This window comes from Streptomyces sp. NPDC019443 (genome assembly GCF_044389785.1).
Taxonomy (GTDB): domain Bacteria; phylum Actinomycetota; class Actinomycetes; order Streptomycetales; family Streptomycetaceae; genus Streptomyces.
In genome coordinates this window covers 147,781-166,502 of the sequence record NZ_JBIRYJ010000016.1, presented here as the reverse complement: position 1 = coordinate 166,502, position 18,722 = coordinate 147,781, and the positions used below count along the sequence as shown (strand labels likewise).

Annotated in this window: 14 protein-coding genes and 3 pseudogenes; 4 read left to right on the top strand and 13 right to left on the bottom strand. The window is 69.1% G+C overall.

The features are described from left to right. Both ACH492_RS33555 and ACH492_RS33550 read right to left on the bottom strand, forming a co-directional pair. On the bottom strand, positions 1–559 hold a 559-nt coding region (locus tag ACH492_RS33555; protein WP_398992196.1), incomplete at its 3' end, for an IS701 family transposase. 288 nt (positions 560–847) lie between these two features. Further along, positions 848–1,336, bottom strand: a pseudogene (locus tag ACH492_RS33550) (hypothetical protein); the annotation flags it as partial. A gap of 234 nt (positions 1,337–1,570) precedes the next feature. Between ACH492_RS33550 and ACH492_RS33545 the strand changes: the two are divergent. The 3 genes from ACH492_RS33545 to ACH492_RS33535 all read left to right on the top strand — a co-directional run bounded on the left by ACH492_RS33545 (position 1,571) and on the right by ACH492_RS33535 (position 7,385). Next, the gene (locus ACH492_RS33545) at positions 1,571–4,465 is read left to right on the top strand and encodes an AAA family ATPase (RefSeq protein WP_398992195.1); all 2,895 of its coding nucleotides are present in this window, start codon (positions 1,571–1,573) and stop codon (positions 4,463–4,465) included. Positions 4,466–5,166: 701 nt separating this feature from the next. Beyond that, entirely contained in the window at positions 5,167–5,709 is a 543-nt protein-coding gene (locus tag ACH492_RS33540; RefSeq protein ID WP_398992193.1) for a sigma-70 family RNA polymerase sigma factor, read from the top strand. A gap of 389 nt (positions 5,710–6,098) precedes the next feature. Beyond that, positions 6,099–7,385, top strand: a complete 1,287-nt coding sequence (locus tag ACH492_RS33535) for an MFS transporter (RefSeq protein ID WP_398992191.1) — start codon at positions 6,099–6,101, stop codon at positions 7,383–7,385. A 61-nt stretch (positions 7,386–7,446) separates the two neighbouring features. Here the strand turns inward: ACH492_RS33535 and ACH492_RS33530 are convergent. The 11 genes and pseudogenes from ACH492_RS33530 to ACH492_RS33480 form a co-directional block, all read right to left on the bottom strand. Continuing rightward, a pseudogene (locus ACH492_RS33530) lies at positions 7,447–7,527 on the bottom strand (IS5/IS1182 family transposase); the annotation flags it as partial. Between the two features lie 47 nt (positions 7,528–7,574). Then, on the bottom strand, positions 7,575–8,531 hold the full coding sequence (locus ACH492_RS33525) for an IS110 family transposase (protein WP_398992189.1): 957 nt from the start codon (positions 8,529–8,531) through the stop codon (positions 7,575–7,577). A gap of 280 nt (positions 8,532–8,811) precedes the next feature. Then, positions 8,812–8,910: pseudogene (locus tag ACH492_RS33520) on the bottom strand (IS5/IS1182 family transposase); the annotation flags it as partial. Between the two features lie 277 nt (positions 8,911–9,187). Further along, positions 9,188–10,522: a patatin-like phospholipase family protein gene (locus tag ACH492_RS33515; RefSeq protein WP_398992187.1), complete on the bottom strand. Its 1,335-nt coding sequence runs from the start codon at positions 10,520–10,522 to the stop codon at positions 9,188–9,190. Further along, positions 10,519–10,953: a hypothetical protein gene (locus ACH492_RS33510; protein WP_398992185.1), complete on the bottom strand. Its 435-nt coding sequence runs from the start codon at positions 10,951–10,953 to the stop codon at positions 10,519–10,521. The genes ACH492_RS33515 and ACH492_RS33510 overlap by 4 nt, the downstream gene beginning before the upstream one ends. Next, a complete protein-coding gene (locus ACH492_RS33505) occupies positions 10,950–11,435 on the bottom strand; it encodes a hypothetical protein (protein ID WP_398992183.1) in 486 nt (161 codons plus the stop codon). The genes ACH492_RS33510 and ACH492_RS33505 overlap by 4 nt, the downstream gene beginning before the upstream one ends. Next, positions 11,432–12,361, bottom strand: coding sequence for an acetoacetate decarboxylase family protein (locus ACH492_RS33500; RefSeq protein WP_398992181.1), 930 nt, complete (start codon positions 12,359–12,361; stop codon positions 11,432–11,434). Before ACH492_RS33500 ends, ACH492_RS33505 begins: the two co-directional genes overlap by 4 nt. Next, on the bottom strand, positions 12,358–13,422 hold the full coding sequence (locus tag ACH492_RS33495; RefSeq protein ID WP_398992179.1) for an alpha/beta fold hydrolase: 1,065 nt from the start codon (positions 13,420–13,422) through the stop codon (positions 12,358–12,360). The genes ACH492_RS33500 and ACH492_RS33495 overlap by 4 nt, the downstream gene beginning before the upstream one ends. After that, on the bottom strand, positions 13,419–15,257 hold the full coding sequence (locus ACH492_RS33490; RefSeq protein WP_398992177.1) for a hypothetical protein: 1,839 nt from the start codon (positions 15,255–15,257) through the stop codon (positions 13,419–13,421). Before ACH492_RS33490 ends, ACH492_RS33495 begins: the two co-directional genes overlap by 4 nt. Next, the gene (locus ACH492_RS33485) at positions 15,254–17,680 is read right to left on the bottom strand and encodes a GMC oxidoreductase (protein WP_398992175.1); all 2,427 of its coding nucleotides are present in this window, start codon (positions 17,678–17,680) and stop codon (positions 15,254–15,256) included. Before ACH492_RS33485 ends, ACH492_RS33490 begins: the two co-directional genes overlap by 4 nt. 87 nt (positions 17,681–17,767) lie before the next feature. Then, entirely contained in the window at positions 17,768–18,250 is a 483-nt protein-coding gene (locus tag ACH492_RS33480) for an ISAs1 family transposase (RefSeq protein WP_398992173.1), read from the bottom strand. Positions 18,251–18,521: 271 nt separating this feature from the next. On the opposite strand from ACH492_RS33480, the gene ACH492_RS33475 reads away from it, so the two are divergent. Further along, complete coding sequence (locus tag ACH492_RS33475; protein WP_398992171.1) at positions 18,522–18,650, top strand: hypothetical protein; 129 nt, start codon at positions 18,522–18,524, stop codon at positions 18,648–18,650. Positions 18,651–18,722: the final 72 nt, after the last annotated feature.

Sequence of the window (18,722 nt, the reverse complement as noted above, 5' to 3'; positions counted from 1 at the left end):
TGGCGAGTGTGTCGAGCATGTCCAAAGCCAGGCGCCACTTCTCGCGGTGCGTGACCTCGGGCGGGATGCGGGTCATGGTCCGGCGCTCGGTGTCCGACGCCCACTCTTCGGGCAGGAACAGCCGCCACTGCAGCGGGCAGGAGGCCGTGTCGGTCGCGGCGTGGACGCTGACCGCGACCTGGCAATTGGCGCGTTTGCCCAACGCCCCGCAGTACTGCGGGGCCACGGCGACCGACATCCGGCCGTCCTTGGGCACCGACACATCGTCGATCACCCACGCCGTGGGGTTGATCAGCGGCAGCATCCGCTCAGCGATCCGCCGCTGCACCGGCAGCGGATCCCACGTGGACTGGTTCACGAACTGCTGCAGGTTCTGTTCGTTGCCGTCCGGCAGCCGTGAGGCCATGGCCTGGATCGACTTGCGGCGGCCGTCCAGCATCAGTCCCCGCAGATAGCAGTCGCCCTTGGCCCGCTGGTCCTTCCGCGGCACCGACGCGAACACATCCGCGACATATAACGCCAACTTCGCCCGAACACGGTTCACTTGATGTGCTTCCACACACTTACCATGCTCCCGAACAGGCCCGGCCGGAAGACCTAACGGAGTCCTACTAGAACTTGTAACACGATTGATCGGTGCTTCTTCAGTCGCCTATGGCAGATGAGGCCACGCGCCAACGAGACGAAGGCGTTGCGGAGTTCGGGGGCGGCTCCCAGCGGACGGCGAGGCGTTTGAACTGGTGCAGGAAGGTGAAAGTCCGCTCGACGATGTAGCGGAGTTTGCATGCCGCACATCTCGCGCTCGGCTCGGGCCTGCCCCGTTCTGACCCGGCAGGCCGCGGCCTAAGTAGTCGGAGTCGAGGATGTGCCACCAGCGTTCACCGTGCGGTCCGCTGTGGGGCATTCCTCCGTCCGTGGAGAGCAGAACGCGGTGGTGGGGCCACTCGGGGCTGACGACCTCCAGGTTCCATCCGTCGAGGGTGGTGGTGTGGAGGCCGCCTCCGAAGAGTCCGGCGATGCGCACTCGGGTCCCAGTGACGGGTCCGAGTCCGGGGCAGGTGAGATCGGGCACGGCGTCTGGTGTGCTGTCGTCGGGATCAGGGTCGCGGTCCCGGGCTACCTTCTCCCCGGTGTCGGTGTCGAAGAGCCCGTGCCCGTCAACGGAGACCACCATGACGAGGTCGCGACCGCTGTCGGGAGCGACGGCGAAGCCGATGCCGAGCAGGCCGCCTATGGGGGTTCGCCGGTCCAGGACTGTGCGCCAGGGGGCTGGCGGCGGAGCCTCGGGGACGGGCAGAAACTTCTCACGCAGTCGCTGCTGGTACTCCGAAATCATGGTGTTCTTTCATCGAAATGGCCGGTGCTGACAAGTACGGTGCCTCACTCGTGACAGCCAACGTGCTTCCGGGGTCCCGAAAGGCCGGCTCACCCAGTCTCGAAGGTGACACCTATCGTGCTTCGGCTCATCGTGGCGCGAGAGAGGCCGATGGCACAGGCGGAGCGACTGTGGCGATGAGCTCTCTGCTGCGATCATGGGACACATGGGTTGCAGCGGGGGGAGACCGGTCAAATGACGGCGAGTGAGCGGGTTGGCAAGCAACCAAATCACCTGGTCGGACGCGAGGCCGAGCTGGCAGTGCTGCGCAATGCCATCGCGCAGCTGCGAGCCGGCACCGGCGGCGTGGTCCTGGTCGAGGGCGAGCCTGGCATAGGCAAGTCGTCGTTGGTCGCCGCGGCGGCCGCGGTCGGCGAGGAGTCCGGTTGTACGGTACTGCGCGGCACTGCTGATCAGGTCGCGCACCCGCTGCCGTTGCGGCTGCTGTTCGACTGCCTGGAGATCACGCAGGGCGCGCCCGATCCCGGCCGCGCGGAGATCGCGCGGTTCGTGCGCGCCCGGCGGCCCGACGTCGTCCTGAGCAACGCAGCGCACGCCTCGGTCGCTGAGATGATCCTCACCCTGGTCGAGGAGCTGTGCGCGGGATCGTCGACCGTGATGGTGCTCGACGATGTGCAGTGGGCCGACGACGTGTCGCTGGAGGTGTGCCGGCGCCTGGCATCGATCGCGGTGCACCTGCCGTTGCTGTTGGTCCTGTCCTTCCGGGCGGTGCCTCGCGGGCCGGGCATGCGGCACCTGCGTGCCGCGCTGCCCGGCCGCGCCACGACAACGATCTCGTTGGGGCCTCTCGGCGTGGACGCGATTCACGATCTGGTTTCCGATGTCGCGGGAGCGCAGCCGGGCCCCGCGCTGGTCGAGCTTGCCGCCCAGGCGAGCGGCAATCCCCTGTACGTGCGGGAGCTGGTCGAGTCCCTGGTGCGGGAAGGCGAGGTGACGGTCGGTGCGCGCGCCGAGCTGCGGGAGACCTCGTTGAGCACAGTCCCGAGGTCGCTGGCCGCGGCGCTGGACAACCGGCTGAGCTTCGTTGGGCCCGGCGCGCTCGACATGCTGCGGGTTGCCGCGCTGCTCGGACGGGAGTTCTCGGTCACGGAGGTGGCAGCGCTCCTGGGCCGGTCCGTCATCGACATCTCCGGTGATCTCCAGGAGGCGGTGGCGGCCGGGATCCTCGTCGATGCCGGTCAGCGGATGGGATTCCGGCATCCGCTGATCCGCCAGGCGCTTTACGACGGCATGCCTGCCGCGCTGCGCCTCGCGCTGCACCGGGATGCGGCCCAGGCACTGGACGGCATCGGCGGTGTCGAGCCCCAACGGGTGGCACAGCAACTGCTGGCGGCGGGCCTCGCCGGCGACCGCTGGGCCCGGCGCTGGCTCATCGATACCGCGCCGGTGCTGGCGGTCAGGGCCCCGCACATCGCTGCCGAGCTGCTGCGTCGGGAACTGGGCCACGGGGTTGCCGACGAGCGTGACCGTGCCGCGTTGAGCATGGCTCATGCCCACATCCTGGTCGGCACGGGCGGACACGAGGAGGCCGCGGCACGCGCCCGGCAGGCCCTCGCCGTACTGGCGGAGCCGGCCGACCGAGGGCGGATGTACTGGGTACTGGCCCGCGCGCTGTTCAGCGGCGGTCACAACGACGCGGCCGTCACGACCCTGGAACAGGCATTGGAGCGGACCGACCTGCCCGACGCCTGGCGCGCCCGGCTGCTCGCCTCGCTGGCGATGTTCCAGCGAGCGGGATCGGGCGCGCTGGACGCCGCGGACGCCACCGCGCGCCGCGCATTGGAGATCGGCGAGAGTGCCCGGGACACGTTCGCCGTCGCGTACGCGCTTACGGATCTGTGGCTCAACCACTCTGTACAGCGGCGGCATCTGTCCGCGCTGGAATGCGTGGACCGGGCGCTGGAGACGCTGAACGCCGCTGACGACCACGCGGACCTGCGGGCGTACGCGCTGCATTCCCGGATCTTCACCCTGCAGAATCTGAGCCGGTGGTCCGATGCCGAGGCGGCCCTTCATGACGCGCGGCAGTTCATGCTCGACGCCGATCGAGCCGATGATGACGTCATGTCCAGCGTCACCGCCGCGGTACTCATGTACTGGCTGGGCCGGTGGGATGACACGCTGGCGGAGCTCAACTCGGTCGACCAGAGCGTCTCCGCGATGACCTACAGGGGACTGCGCGAGCGCGGCCCCCTGTGGCTGCATCACGGCGTGGCCGCCCTCATCGCCGTCCGCCGGGACGATCGTGCCAATGCCGAAGCGCACATTCGGGCCGGACTGCGTCAGCCACCTGCCACGGTCGCCGATCGGGAGAACACCGACTTCCTGCTGCTCGCGCAGGCACTTGCCGCCGAACAGGACGGGGACCAGCACCTGGCCCTCTCGCACCTCAGCGGCCTCCTCGACCGGCGGCCCGGCGAGATGACGCTGATCCACCAATGGCTGCCGGCGCTCGTCCGCCTGGCACTCGCCCTCGACGACCGGTCGGCCGCCGCGGCCGCACTGGACGCCTGCCGGGCCGAGGCGGCCGCAGAGCAGGTCCCCGCCCGAGCCACGGCGGCCGCCGACTGGTGTACAGGACTCTACGAGGGCGATCCGGCACCGCTGCGGTCGGCGGTAGACCACTACCGCTCCGTCGGCGTGCCGGTGGAGCTGGCGGGGGCGTTGGAGGACCTCGCCGTCGTCCTCGCCGAGCACGGGGACACGGTCGGGTCCAGGCACGTCATGGGTGAAGCGCTTGACCTGTACGGCGCGTTCGGCGCGGTCTGGGACATCCGCCGGGCCGAGGCGCGCCTGCGCCGATACGGGATCCGCTACGGCGCGCGCCGTGCCCGGGCCAAGCGGCCCGCGCACGGCTGGGACGCCCTGACCCCGACCGAGCACAAGATCGCCCTCCTGGTCACGGCCGGCCGCTCCACATCCGACATCGCGCAGAGCATGTTCCTCACTAGACGCACCACCCAGACGCACATCTCGCACATCCTCGCCAAGCTCGGGATACGCAGCCGCGTGGAGATCGCCCGGGAGGCGTTCAGCCGCGACCCCGCAGCCATTCCCACCGATCTGTGACGCCGACCGCTGTCATCTGACAGATGTCTCGCAGCTCCGGGCACCGGAGAATGGGCGCACCAACCGCCGGACTGTAAGCGTCGGTTGGTCACACCGACGGGAGGGGAGCAAGCCATGCCGTACCTCCGGGCCGACTGACAGTGCGAGGTGCAGACCGTGTCGGCAGGACAGGGGGACGACAGCCTCCGAATGCCGCTGGCCGCACCCTGATCCCGCCAGGCCCGCCTGGCCGGGAGCCCAAGACCCATGGACGCCCCCGCTGCCCATGCCCCGGTGGCCCTGGCCGGCACGCGCAGGTCACGTGACGGATGGGCGCACAGTCCAGGCGCGGACCCATAGGCCACGCCGTGGGCACTTGCCCAGGGGTGCACGTGCCCACCGCCCCACCGTGCCCCACGCAGAGCGCGTCATCCGCCCACAGAGCCAGCACAGCGAGGGTCGAATCGCTCGGCACCAGGGGCCGGGTCGAGAGGAACGGCGCCGAAGTGCCGAGCCCCCCTTGCACGTGAGGAACCACGCACCGCACCTCAGGAACGGGCGCACGCCACCCGGGTGTACGCCGCCTGGGTATGCGCCTTCAGGTTGGTGCGGAAAGCCTGATGCCTCCTGCACACCGCGGGAACGGGGCATGCCACAGAACTGGACCACTGATGAGCAAAGGGTGTCAGAACATGAGGGGGACTTCGGAAGCCGGAGCATCGATGTCGGGTGCCAGTGCCACTTCCCTGCAGTCCGACGGATGCGAGGAGTTCGTACGTGCCGTCTACCACCACCACGCCACCCCGCTGCTGCGCTACGCAGCCCGCCTGCTGCGCGGCGACTGGCACAAGGCAGAAGACCTGCTCCAGGAAGCCACGGCCCGTGCATGGAAACACTTCGCCTCCGACAGCACCGACGCCATCTCCATCCGTCCCTGGCTGTTCACCGTCGTACGCAACCTCGCCATCGACCACCACCGCGCCCGCGGCATCCGCCCCCCCGAATCCCAACCTCTCGACGACCTCGACCTAATAGTCGACGACGCCATAGACAACATCCTCACCACACAAATCGTCCTGGATGCCCTCGGCCAACTCGCGCCTCCCCACCGGGAGATACTCACCCTGACGTACTACCACGGCTACAGCGTCGCCCAAGCCGCCACATCCCTCGGCATCCCTCCCGGAACCGTCAAATCACGCAGCTACTACGCGCTGCGCGCACTGCGCGACATCCTCCACGCACACGGCATCGTCCAGCCCTGACCGACACCACAACGTCTGAGAAGACAGTGGCTACCGGGGTCATACGCAGTGCGCCGGGCTGTAGCGGGGGGGTGAGGCAAATCGAAGGTTGCCTGACTTCAGCCGTGGGCAGGGACCTGCACTGTTGACCCGCGCCGGCCCATGCGGCAGTCGGGAAACGCGCCGACCGGTCGAACCGGGCATCTTCGGGTACGGGGTGTCGTTGAGGACGACGCTCGCGGTGGAACGGAAGAAGAGGTCTCCGTCCGCTTCCGGCCAACGCATGGCCCGCCGCGTGCTTATTTACTGTTACTAGTACGTGTTGGTCACACGTACTAGTAGTGTCGGCGATCTCCGCGCGGCCCCTCGCCGCATCCCCGATCGCGTCTCCCCAGCACGAAGGCGGTCACATGACCACCGCTTCTCCCCGCCCTGATCCCGCTCCCCCGTACACGGAGCGGCTCTCCTCGTTCGAGCGGAGTGCTCGCCCCTGGGTCGTCACCACGATGGCCCTGGCACAGCTCGGACTCTTCCTAGCCCTGCTCACCCCGGTCTTCGCCAGCCTGGCCATCAAGGTGCAGGACATCGTCCCCAAGGACGACCAGGTCTCCGCGCTCGGCATGGTGAGCGGCCCTGGCGCACTGGCCGCGCTCCTGGCCAACCCAGTCTTCGGCCGGATCAGTGACCGGACGACCAGCCGGTTCGGCCGACGCCGGCCCTGGCTGGTGATCGGTGCTCTCGGGCTGACTGTCGGTCTCGCCGTCATCGCAACGGCGCATAGTCTGGCGGTCGTCGCCGTCGCCTGGTTCCTGAGCCAGATGTTCGCCAACGCCGCCCTGGCCGCGTTCACCGCGTCGGTTGCCGACCAGGTACCGGTCGTTCAGCGGGGCAAAGTCGCCGGCCTCATCGGCGTTATGCAGAACGTGGCCATCCTCGGCGCCGCCTACGCGGCGAAGGTCCTCGGCACGGACGGAATGCTGCTGTTCATGGTTCCGGCGGCGGTCGGGCTAGCCCTTGTCGTGTTGTACGTGGTCGCACTGCCCGACAAGGCGCTGCCGCAGCGGCCGCCGTCCGACGGCGGCCTTCGCACGGTGCTCAAGACGTTCTGGGTAAACCCCCGCAAGCACCCGGACTTCGGCTGGGCCTTCGTCTCCCGCTTCATGATCATCCTGGCGATGTTCATGTTCACCACCTTCCGGCTGCTGTTCCTGGAGGACCAGCTGGGCCTGTCGGACGACCGCGCGGTGTCCGTCATGGCCACCGGTGTGCTGCTCTACACCCTGGTCCTGATGGCCGCGGGCCAGCTCGCCGGTTGGCTGTCCGACCGTTTGCGGCGGCGCAAGGTCTTCGTCGGGTTCTCCGCGCTGGTCTTCGGTATCGGCACGGCTCTCCTGATCACGACGCACTCCGTCGTCGGCTTCTACGCCGCAGAAGTCGTCCTCGGCCTCGGTTTCGGCGTCTATATGAGCGTGGACCTCGCCCTCGTCCTCGATGTCCTGCCTGATCCGGAGGACGCGGCCAAGGACCTGGGCGTGTTCAACATCGCCAATGCCGCACCGCAGTCCATCGCCCCCGCCTTCGGCGTGCTGCTGGTCAACGCCGCAGGCGGCCACGCATACCACCTGCTGCTCGGCGCCGCCGCCGCGGTCTGTGTGATCGGCGCACTGGCCGTCATCCCCATCAGGAACGTGCACTGATCCAGCCGGTACTGGCGAGCTGTTCGGACACCCGCTCAGAGCTGTTTCCACCACAGGTGGCGGGCAGCGTGGGCGATGCCCACAGCAGCCTGCCCGCCGGAACGGCGAGGGCCTGGACGTTCATCCCGTGCTTGCGGTGCTTGATGCCCCTATGTTCGTCAAGCCGCGGTCGTGAGGGTTGATGGATCGTCAGGCCGCTGATGGCATGTGATCATGTCGGCCCGTTGGCCTGCCGGTCCCCGCCCCGGTTGAGCCGACGGCGCCGGGTCTTGCCCGAGGACTTCTCGACGGGGCTGGGCCGCACAGCGCGGCGAAGGAGGCCTCGCTGCTCAGCCGCTCGGGATTGTCGCCGGCGGTGATCAGCAGGGCCGCGGCACTGTCCGGCCCGATCCCGAGCCGCTCCAGCAGGCTGGGCGCGCTGGCCCGGACCGCTGCGGTCATTCGCCGCCCGAGCTCGGTGACCTCCTGCCGAAGCCGCAAGACGCGCTGTGCGAGCAGACGGAGCGTGAAGGCTGCCGTGTCGGCTGCCGGGTTGCCGTCGCGGGGGTCGACCAGCTCCGCGCAACGGCGGACCAGTAGCGCAGTCGAGAGTGGCTCCAGCTCCTCGCGCAGGTCGGAGGGAGCGTTGACCAGCACGGCCTTGAGCTGGTTGAGCGCCTGGGTACGGGCCTTGACCGCGGAGTTCTTCGCCAACCGGAGCATGCGCAGCACCTCCACCTGCCCGTCGCCACTCTTCGGCAGCGCCCGTGCGGTGCCCGACAGTGCGGCCCGGGCGGCAGCCTCGGCGTCGACGGCGTCGGTCTTGCCGCGGCGACGCCGGGCGGATCGGTCGGGCTGGTTGACCTCTACCACCGGCACCCGCTGGGTCGCGAGGTAGCGGGCGAGGCCAGCGCCGTAGGAGCCGGTGCACTCCACCCCGGCCCGCAGTACTGTTCCGAACTGGCGTGCCCAATCAAGAAGTTGGCGGTAGCCGGCCGCGGTGGCCGGGAACTCCCGGGTGTCCAGCAGCCCGCCCAGGTGGTCAAGGACGGCAGCGACGTGCACGTCCTTGTGGGTGTCGACGCCGAGCACCACCGAACGCAGCGCGGCAGCGGCCCTGGCGGCTTGGGCAGTGCGGAAAGCAGCGGGCATGCTGAGGGTGGTCACGGTGCTCCAGTTCGACGATGCGGTGCCGATGGCCAGCGCCGGTCGGTGGAGCGGTCAGGACTGTGACGGTGCCTTCTAGGCCAAGGCCCCTATCGGGACACGCTCCGCCGGCCCGGTGCCGGTATGCGCCGCTCCGGCCGGGCCGACAGATCAAACACAAGGCACAAGCAGCCAGCCAGAGTACGAGTCAAGCCACGGCCGGAACGACACGACCATCATCCTCCTTACCTTCTTGCTTGGGTTCGTCCTGGTCCTTCGTACGATCACAGCCGGAGTATTACGGTCGATCGGCGGCGATCCGGTCGATGGGCAGCAGCGTTCCGTCGAGGATCAGATACGCCTTCCGTGCCGCCGCGCGGACCGCGGTGGCCAGGGCCGGGGGAGTGCGTCGTGCGCCTCTCTGCTCCCGAGCTCGCAGGGGACCAGCTCATAGGAGTCGTGGAGTTGGCCGGGATCGGCGGTATGGCCGCCTCTACTTTGCGGGCCTACATCTCCCGCGGCGTTGCGGACGTGCCGCAATGTCAGGCCACCGTCCACCGCCGCAGCCTGTGGGCTCTTCTCGTTGCCCGGGACTGGGCCGTACGGCGCCGAACGGGGCTGATCGACGATGCCGCCGCTGAAGGACAGGGCCCGGAGTTGCCCCGGCCAGCCGGCCATCAGTACGCCGCCAGGGCACGACGCAGGCCCACTCGGGCCAGTTCCGCCAGCGCCTCGGCGCGGTCCCGGAAGCCGTGTGCGCCGTACGGCTCCACGGACGCCAGCGCCCGGGCCGTGTCGCGTAGCCCCCGCTGCAGCTCCGTCGAGCACCCGTCGCCTGCCGAGAAAGCCACCGTGCGGGCGTCGGACCACAGGTCCGCGCCCGGGTCATCGGCCAGCTCGCGCCGGGCCCGGACCTCCTGCCACGCGCCGGACACCCGGGCTCGCGCCGCATACGTCACATCGGCCCCATCCACCTCGATCCGGCCGTCCGCCAGCAGCACCCGGCCGCCCCACGGCTCGTGGTCGACGTGCCCCACCAGCCGCGCGCCGGGCGAGGGGGCACCGCCCGCGGGCAGCGGCAGTTCGACGGTGACGTCCAGGACGAGTTCGGCGCCGTCGACCTCGCCCCGCATCCTCTCCTGGAAACGCACCCCGCGCGGCGGCTCCTGCATCGCCGTACACGTCGGGTCCTTGGGTACGCCCGACGGGTCGGCACGGCCGAGGTAGTCCCAGGCGTCCCGGTAGCCCATTGCCACCAGGGTGTCGGCCGAGATCCGTCCGGCCAGGAACTCCGGGTCGAGCGGCAGCGGATACCGCGGCTTGACCACGTGCAGGACGAACGGTCTGCGCGCGGCGTCCAGTTCGGCGAAGAGCGCCCCGCAGGCGCTCATCTCGATCATGTGCACGTACTGCTCCAGCGGCCCCTCACCCCAGTACGGCGAATTCCCGATGCACCAGACCAGCCACACCTCCTCGGCGCCGCGGCGGAGCGCCTCACCCACATTCACGTCCTTGACCCACACCGCGTCGGTCCAGATGCGCGGGCCGCGCCGCAGGGGCGGGAGGAACAGGGGCAACGACATGCCGGCCGCCATCAGTTCCAGGTCGATCTCCGTATGGGGCACGGCCACGCAGGTCTTGGTGGCAAAGTCAACGATGTTGAAAGTGCCCGCCACGGGCGAGGACCGGACCGCGTCCGCTTCGATGCCGAGCGCGGGAAGCACCCTGTGCACAACACCGTCAGCGTCGCCGAAGGCGGGCAGTGCCCAGGGCCCCTTCAGATAGTCCGTGAGCGGCAGCAGCGAGCTGAAGTCGCGTACGCGCAGTTCGGACCATCGCCTGCCCATCTCCGCCGGGTCCTGTCCCGACAGCAGCATGCCCGCGGTCATGATCCCGCCCGAGGTACCGTCGACATGGTCGAAGGCCACACCGTGCTCGCGCAGTGCCCGCACCACACCGCTCTGCCAGGCGACCCGCATACCGCCGCCCGCCAGGAGCAGCGACCGCCTCACGCTCCGGCCCCCGCGGCGCGCAGCTTCCCTGCCCGGTGCCCGAGCCGCCGCCACATCAGCCAGCAGAGCAGGGCGGTGGCCAGGTCGAAGAACGCCACCAGCAGCGCAAGCGGTCCGAACAGGTCTCGGGCGACGCCGATGCCCACCAGGGCGAAGGCGCCAAACTTCTGCAGGCCCGCCCACAACAGCAGGTAGGGCGGCGGAGTGGCCGAGAGCAGCCCCTGGATGAGCAGGCCACCGATGATGATCATGAACATGCCGACAGTTGTGAACAGATGCCTGCTGGTCGCCGTCGAGTCCACCGACAGAAGGTCCAGGACTGGGCCCGGCGCAATCAGCTGGCACACGCCGGTCAGGACCGTCACGGCACCGATGAGCACGAGTACGAGGCAAAGCGGGTCGCGGGTGACTCCGCTGGGCAGCAGGCTCACTTGAGGGCTCCAAGCAGGTCGCCCTTGGCGACGATGTACCAGACGATCGCCGCCCAGGTGATCGTGGCGCCGACGAACCGGATGTCGTTGAGCTTCATCCAGCGCACCAGCAACGGCGTGAGCCCGGCCATGCCGTTGAACTCACCGCCACGGATCATCTTGTTGACCGGAACGATGATGCCCTGGCCGACCCACGTCAGCATGAAGATGCCAGCCAGGCAGACGGCCGACAGGACGACGTACCAGTGGCCCCACTCGCTCCACACCAGAATGATCCCGGAGATGAACATCGGGGGGACCACCACCGTGAAAAACCTGGTCGCCAGCGTGGTGGGCACACCGAAGTGGTCGTCGACGTTCTCCGGGGTGAGAACTCGCCAGGTGGGATAGAGAAAGAATCGCAGCACCCACATGGTGCCCATGTACATGGTCGCGCCGAACAAGAAGTACAGCGTGTTGATCAGCAGCCACGTCTCTTTCATGAGCGGGCCCGGACGTCGATGCTCGGCGGCTCCGGCCAGACCTGCGACAGGCCGAGGCCGACGACGCTGTCCAGCGGGTCGCCGTACGTTCGCCCGGGCTCGTCGCTGGTGAGGAACCAGCACTCGAAGTGGTCGTCGAGCACGCCCTGGGCAGAGGTCAGGTACACGGTGAACAGCGGGTCGGTGGCGATCCGCAGATCGTGCAGCCCGGCGACCTGGGGGGCGTCCCCGACCACGAGACGCGCCCGCGCCCGCCTGCCGAACGCGACATCGGCCTTGCCGTCGAAGTAGATGGACGACTTCATCAGCATGCCGCGGAACGCGCAGTAGTTCACCGCTCCCACGCGCAGCGGCAGCCCGGTCGCGGGCGGACGCTCGATCTCGATGTACATCCCAAGGTGTCCGTCGACCTCGTACTGGCTCGACACCGCGGAGTCGCTCACCTTGAAGTCCAGGTTGGCCTGGTGCTTGGGCATCCCCCAAATGCCCTTGCCGCCCTTCACCGAGATCTCGCTGCTGACCGGCAGGTCCACGACGTACTGCCCGGTGCGGAACGTGCCCCGCAGCAGTCCCGGTAGCAGAGGCGGAGCCGGCCGGGACCCGTGCGTACAGGCGATCGCAATGGAGTACTCGATGTACCGGCCGATGTCGGTGCGCAGGTAGTTGACGACCGTAATGACGAGCAGCCCTTTGCCGCCTGGGAGCGCGACGGGGTGGAGCTCGCTGCCGGGAAGCATCCGGGCAGCAGCCTCGCGGTCGATGGTGAACCCCGCCATCAGCGCGGGCGTGTCGACCGAGTCGACCGGCAGGGCGAACGGGATGCCGTCGACCAGGGCGTGTCGTCCGGTGAGCCGGCGCTGCCGACGCGGTACGGGAGACGGCACGACCGACAACCCCAGCTTGGCAAGGGGGAGGATCCGTTTCATCGGGCGAGCTCCTCAAGAATGAGTGGGTAGGTGTCGTCGGCCGCGCGGCGGCCAAGGAACACGTCGAGGTGTCCGTAGCCGGGCAGAAGGTGCAGGCTGTCACGGCCGGGCCGGTGCCTCTCCAGGAAGTCGTAGGTGCGTTGCTGGCTCTCGGCCAGGAAACACCGGTTGTCCTCGCCGGCGAGGAGCACGATCCGCGCGTCGGTCCGGGGCGCCTTTTCGGCAAAGGACTGCGGCAGTCCCGCGATGCCCTCCATTGAGACGAGTTGGCCAGCCTGGATACACCGGTTCATCTGCGTGAAGAACGTCATGGGGACCTCGGCGAACTCGCCGCGGATCCAGTCGTGGGTCTCCTCGTCGAGATTCGCGTGGGACCACAGGGCAGGCCATCCGCTGCCATAGGTGAAACTGACCATGCGGCACACCGAGTTACGACACTCCGGATGGGTCGCGCGAACGAACCAGACCATGAGCCGGGAGAGCGCGCCGGCCGGTCGGTCTCCCCATCCCGGTGAGATGTACGGCATCAGTCGGCCGACGACCGGCGCGACGCGGCCGATCTTGAAGGTGGACAGGCGGGGAACGACGGGGTGCAGCGACACCGCGTTGCTGACTACCGTGTCCACCTCGGGAAGCAGCCCCGCCGACAGCGCCATCATGAAGGACGTCGAGCCCTGGCAGTGCACGACGGCCTTGAGCCGGTCCGCGCCCGTGGCCGACAGCACCCGGGCCACCGCGGCTGGATGGTCGTACGCCGCCGCCTGGTCCAGGGTCCAGGGCACCGGGGCGAGGTCGATCGACGCGCGCCAGTTGAGCAGCCATACGTCCCAGCCGTCGTCGATCAGGGCGTCGACGAAGGTGCGTCGCAGCGGTGGCCGGAACAACTCGGCCCGTACCCCTGCGCCGTGCACCACGAGGACCGGGCCGCGGGTAGGCGGTTGCCGGCCCTGCACGTGTACCAGCGTCAGCGGCCGCCCGTCCAGCGCGGTCAGCGGCTGCACCTCAGTGACGTGATCGTGGCGGGTCGTGCGGGGTGAATCGGGCCGCGGCGTACCGGTCATGGTGTCCTCACCTTCCGGGCGATCACGACGGGATCCTCGATCAGGCGGGCGGCCGGGCGGCTGCTGGGAACTGGCCGCCGCCACCTGGCCGCCGGGTGGTCCTCGACATCCTGAAGGTCCCAGTCGCGGCAAATGCGCTCGAGTACGAGCGGATAGAGGGTGAGGATGCCGTCCGGCGCGATGTGCATGCGGACAAACCCCTTGTGGTCCTCGATCGACTGGGCCGACATCGCCCACTCGGCGACCGCGCCACCGCGCGCCCGCAGTACCCACAGAGCGAAGAGTTCGGAGCCCACGGCTGCGCCCGCGAGAGCGGCGCTGCCGAGACACACCAGCAGTACACCCCAGCCGGGCCAGCTGCGCGGAAAAGGAATGGCCGTGGTGAGCATGGCCGTCAGGGCGACAGCGATCTGAGCCAGCGAGGCTGTCAGCGCGCTGGCCCGTGCCGGGTGTCTCCGCCTGCGAGTCAGGAAGAGGCTGCAGGCACGACTCAGGAGCAGCGCCACCACGACCACCAGGCCCACCCCCACGAACCACAACAGGTCACCGGCACCTGACCGCCGAACAGCGGCGACGGGACTGCCACCGCCTTGCAACAGCGCGAACACAAAGCTGAGCAGCAAGAACAGGCCTGCGTGCAGCATCCCTGCCATCAGGGCGAACCCCCGATTGCGTCGCGGCAGCCAGTGGGGTGACCACGGCTTCGCGACGCACCGGGCGATCGAGCGGGACTCCTGCTCACTGGGGTGAATGTGCTGCGCGCGGGCGAACGCTGACGGCGGGTCGTCCTTCTGCCGCATCCGCGAGGTGCTGGGTGGCAGGGGAAGGGACGTGGGCAGCCGGTGCGTGGACGCCAGGAATGCACCGCCCATCCCGCACGTCACCATCTGGCGCCGCCGCGGATCCGGCGGAAGCGGCTCGTGGTCCCCGAACGGCTCCCCGGGGAACCGTTCCGCGTACCGGGAATAGTGGTGCTTGTCACCAGTCAGCCACAGACGGATCGATGCCCCGGTCTGCACCCGCTCTCCGGTCTCCCGGTCGAGTCTTGTCCGGATGATGTTCCGGTCGAACCAGTGGAGTGCGTTGAAGGCGTTGACCTCATCGTGGCTCTTGACCCACGTTGGCTCTGCGGAGCAGACGATCACACCGTCGCCCGGCAGCAGCCCCGCCGAGAGGTGGGATTCAAAGTATCGCCGCTGGGGGTCGTCGAAGTAGGACCCGAGCTGACTGTCCAGGCCGACGAGCCACCAGCGCTGCGGCAGCTGCACGACGAAGTAACTCCGGGTTTGCCGGGTCTGCCAGCCTCCGATGCGTCGCCCTTGGGCGAAAATCCGCAAAAAGGCGGTAAGGCCGTCGTACCAGTCATGGTTGCCGGGTAGCGCGACCATGAGCGGCTGGTCCTCCGCTGTCGGAAGAGCGGCCCGGTACGGTCCCTTCATCCGGTCCTCGTACACCGTCGCCGAGGCCACCGGGTAAGCCTCGTCCCCGCCGAGTACGAGCAGCGAGCCCCGGCGCAACGGAAGGGATGCGCCGACGTCGAGCTCGTCCGCCGCCAGGGTCCAAGCCACTGAGCTCGTCGCGTCGAAACCGTCACCGATGTCGGAAACGTAGTCGACCCAGATCTCCTCGGCGCCGGGGTTCTTGAGCGGTGCCGACAGGAGACTGCTCTCGAGCGCTCCCTGGATCTCCCGCTTGTCCGAGTAGTCGGCAAAGACGGCGGCCAGACCGGCCTTGACCGCTGTACGGGCCAGTTCCCTCGGGGCAAGCCACCGCACCGGATCCTGCGGGGTGAAGCGCAGCTCGTCGGCGTGCTTGCGCAACTCCCTTACGTTCACGTCGGCTCCCCGGTCGGCGCCAGGTGGGAGCCGTAGACGTCCCACAACTCGCCCAGGAAGAGACGGCCGAAGCTCTCCAGTGCCTGTACGCGATGCGGCCCCACGGCGCGGAAGGTTGTCAGCTGCTGGACGAAGTCACCGGCCAGGATGACGAGAACCCCCGCACCGAGCACCGGTACGGCGCCGCCACCGTTGCCGTCGGGCGGTACGTGTCCGGTGAGCATGCGGACGTAGAGCGTCGAGGTGTCGCTCCACACGTCGATGCCCGGGTCGTCGTGCACTTCCTTGTGGCCCACGAGCGTGAGCGGACTGCCGCCCGGGTCGCGCAGGTGCAGCGTGTACAGCATCCGCCGCCGGCTCGGGTCCTCGCCGCGGGTGAACAAGTTGAACCAGCCGCCCTCGACCGGAAGTCGGCCGCCGAGTACGTCGCAGTCGATATGGCCGGCGGCCCTGGCCAGGTGCTCCGGGTCCGCGGTGAAGCGGTCGACGTCGTCCGCGGTGATGGTCAGCCGGAACGACAGCCGCTGGTTCAGCGAGCGGCCGAGCGCCCGTCCCTCCTCGGGGTCGTCGACGTCGAGTGCCACATACCCCTTCATCTCCTCGGTGAAGGACAGGCTCGTGGGATGTTCGCTGTTCGCGGCGGCGGCTGGGACGTCCGCGACCGGCGCTGGGGCGGTGGCAGCTGCCTGCTGCGCGACGCGCGGCGCGGCACGCTCCCCGAGGATGTGATCGCAGGCCCGGTCGGCGAAGGCGGCAATCGTGAGCGACGGGTTGGCGCCCACCGGGCCCGGCAGCACAGCGCCGTCGAGCACGTACAGTCCCGGAAAGCCAAAGACTTCGCCGAACGAGTCGCACACGCCTTCCGCGGCATGGCGGCCCATGGGCGCGCCGCCGAGGGGATGCACGGTGACCACCCGGCGGGTCCACCACAGCGGGTTGTCGCGGAACTCCGCGCCGAGCACGCCCGCCATGTCGCTCATGGTCGACCGTACGCGCTCGAAGTAGCGGCGCGACGTCTGAGTGGTCCAGTCGATGTCGAGGTAGCCGCGGCGCAGGCCCATCCGGCCGTCCGGAAGATCGCGGCCCATGCCGAGCAGGGGCAGCGACGAATCCGAGAACACGCCCGGTCCGAGGAGCAGGGCGAGCCGGCTGCTGATGTTGCTCTGCGGGTTGAACCCGAGGCGGGACCGCAGCCGGTGCAGGCCGAATCCCACGGTACGACGGAGGCTGCCAGGCACTTGCGCCGCCTCCGCGAGCCAGTCCACGAACGCGGGATAGCCCGCGTCCTCGACGTAGAAGCCGCGTCCCGACGAGCCGTCCCCATCCAGCTCATCGCCCACGCGGACGGCGCTGGTGATCACCGGTCCTGTGCTGGCCGCCAGCGTCCGCGGTCCGCGTCCGGCTCCGTCGGCCGCCTTGAGGACCAGGCCGAGGAGATCGCCGTTGCCGCAGAACCGGGTGCCGAGAGCCGGGCTGATGCCGGGCAGCGCGGAGCGGTTGCGCAGGAGCAGATACGTCGATCCGAACGAGCCGGCCGCCAGCACCAGACGCTTGCAGTTGATCCGGTGCACCGGCAGCTTGCCGGTCGGGGTGCGGTGGCCCTCGTCGGCCGCATCGTGGAGGACGTACCGGACCTCGTAGCCGCCGCCGGGCCGCGGCGCGAAGCCGCGCACCTCACAACGCGTGCGGATGTCGGCGCCGCGGTGCCGCGCGGCCGACAGGTAGGTGTGGTCAAGGGTGTTCTTGGCTCCGAAGTTGCAACCGACGTCGCATTCGCCGGACAGCCGGCAGGTTTCGCGCGGCAAGCCGTGGATGTTGCCATACCACGGCTCGGGGACGGGCGCTCCGGGGACCGGCCCCTCGCCGCGGCGGCGGGCGAATGCAACGGCGAGGGGCGGCCGTGACACCTGCAGGCCCAGCTGGTCCGCCGCTTCCTGCATTGCGACGGTCTTCGGCGTGTCGTTGTAGGGGTACGGTGTGGCGCCGAGCATCTTCTCGACGTCGTCGTAGTGCGAATCGAGATCACGGCGGCTGATCGGCCAGTGTTCGTAACCCCCGCCCGGCAGCGGCGACTCGTGCACGAACCACTTATCGTCCTTGCGCAGCAGGACGTTGGCGTAGATGAGGGAGCCGCCGCCGAGGCCGCTGGAGACGACCCCCTCCAGACCGCGGAAGGACCAGATGTCGAACAGCCCGTGCAGGCCCTCGCTCGGGTCCCAGAAGTTGCGGGCCATACCGGCCGGCGTGCGGGGGAAGCTGCCAGGCGGGTACGGCTTGCCGCGCTCCAGAACCACCACGGACAGGCCGCCGTCGGCGAGTCGGTAGGCGGCGACTGAACCACCGAAACCGGAGCCGACCACGACGACGTCGACCTCGGTTCGGCGTTCGATTTCGGTTTGCCTGTGGAGCCGTTCGGTCGTCATGGGCAGTTCCCTTACGACGAATATGCACAAGCCGGACCGAAATGGATCTTAGTTCGCTTTTCGCAGGCACACCAAGCGGACGGCGCGTCAGGGCGACGGTGGCCGAACGCCCGCAGTGCCGCGTCGCGGGCATCGATGGCTTCGGCGTCCTCCGAAGCAGCCTCGGGATTGCTGGCCGACCGGCTGGCGCGGCTCGGCAGCGGCACGGTGGTGCTCGGTGGCAGCAGGCTGACCGGCACTGAGTCGGCCGCGGAGATGGCCGAGCGGCACCCGGAGTTGAACGTCGTACTGCTGCTTCTGGTTGCCCTTGACGATCACGATGTAGTGGGCGCCCCGGCCGTGGAGGTAGTCGGCGTGCTCGCGCTGGGTGTGCATCGCATCGCTGGTGACGACGACTCCTGCCAGGTCGGCGACGGTGTCCAGCAGCGGTTGGAAGCAGGTGATCTCGTTCGTCTTCTCGCCGACGTCCATCTGGGCCAGGACCAGGCTGGTGGTGTGCTCCAGTGCGGCGAGTAGGTGGATCTTGCGGCCCTTCGCTTTGGCCGCGCCGCGCAGGCCTTTGCCGTCCACTGCGAGGCCGCGCGGCCCGGTCGCCTTCGGGCGTCGGTCGGCGAGCCAGCGTCCGACGCCCGGTCCAGCGCGTCGCCGTCGATGCGGGCCAGTAGCCGCCGGACCGTCGTTTCCGCAGGCAGGAACCGCCTCGGGAAGAGTGGGTCGAGGCGTATGCCGAGGCGTTCCAGAATGTGCGGCGGGCGTCGGCGATCCACTCGCTGACTGCCGGCACAGAGGTCGCCCCCGCCGGAACCGCGCACGCGGTCAACGCGAGCACGGCAACCAGAGCGTGCCGTACGCCGCGTGCATCTCGCGGGTCGGGCACCTCGGTCGGCTGCTCCAGCAGGTGCGGGACCTCGTCGGATACGCCCTCGGGATGCTCGCGGAGCTGGTCAAGGGCAGGCGGGAGCAGCGATGATGCGTCGGCAGGCACGGTCTTCCACGCGGATCACAGGGCGTAGAGAACTCCATGATCTTGGAAGCCGTGCCT

Excerpts from the sequence above, each read along its gene's own strand:
- ACH492_RS33505 (WP_398992183.1), bottom strand. The coding sequence starts at position 11,435 with ATGAAAGAGACGTGGCTGCTGATCAACACGCTGTACTTCTTGTTCGGC.
- ACH492_RS33540 (WP_398992193.1), top strand. The coding sequence starts at position 5,167 with ATGTCGGGTGCCAGTGCCACTTCCCTGCAGTCCGACGGATGCGAGGAG.
- ACH492_RS33495 (WP_398992179.1), bottom strand. The coding sequence starts at position 13,422 with ATGACCGGTACGCCGCGGCCCGATTCACCCCGCACGACCCGCCACGAT.
- ACH492_RS33500 (WP_398992181.1), bottom strand. The coding sequence starts at position 12,361 with ATGAAACGGATCCTCCCCCTTGCCAAGCTGGGGTTGTCGGTCGTGCCG.
- ACH492_RS33545 (WP_398992195.1), top strand. The coding sequence starts at position 1,571 with ATGACGGCGAGTGAGCGGGTTGGCAAGCAACCAAATCACCTGGTCGGA.
- ACH492_RS33535 (WP_398992191.1), top strand. The coding sequence starts at position 6,099 with ATGACCACCGCTTCTCCCCGCCCTGATCCCGCTCCCCCGTACACGGAG.
- ACH492_RS33485 (WP_398992175.1), bottom strand. The coding sequence starts at position 17,680 with ATGACGACCGAACGGCTCCACAGGCAAACCGAAATCGAACGCCGAACC.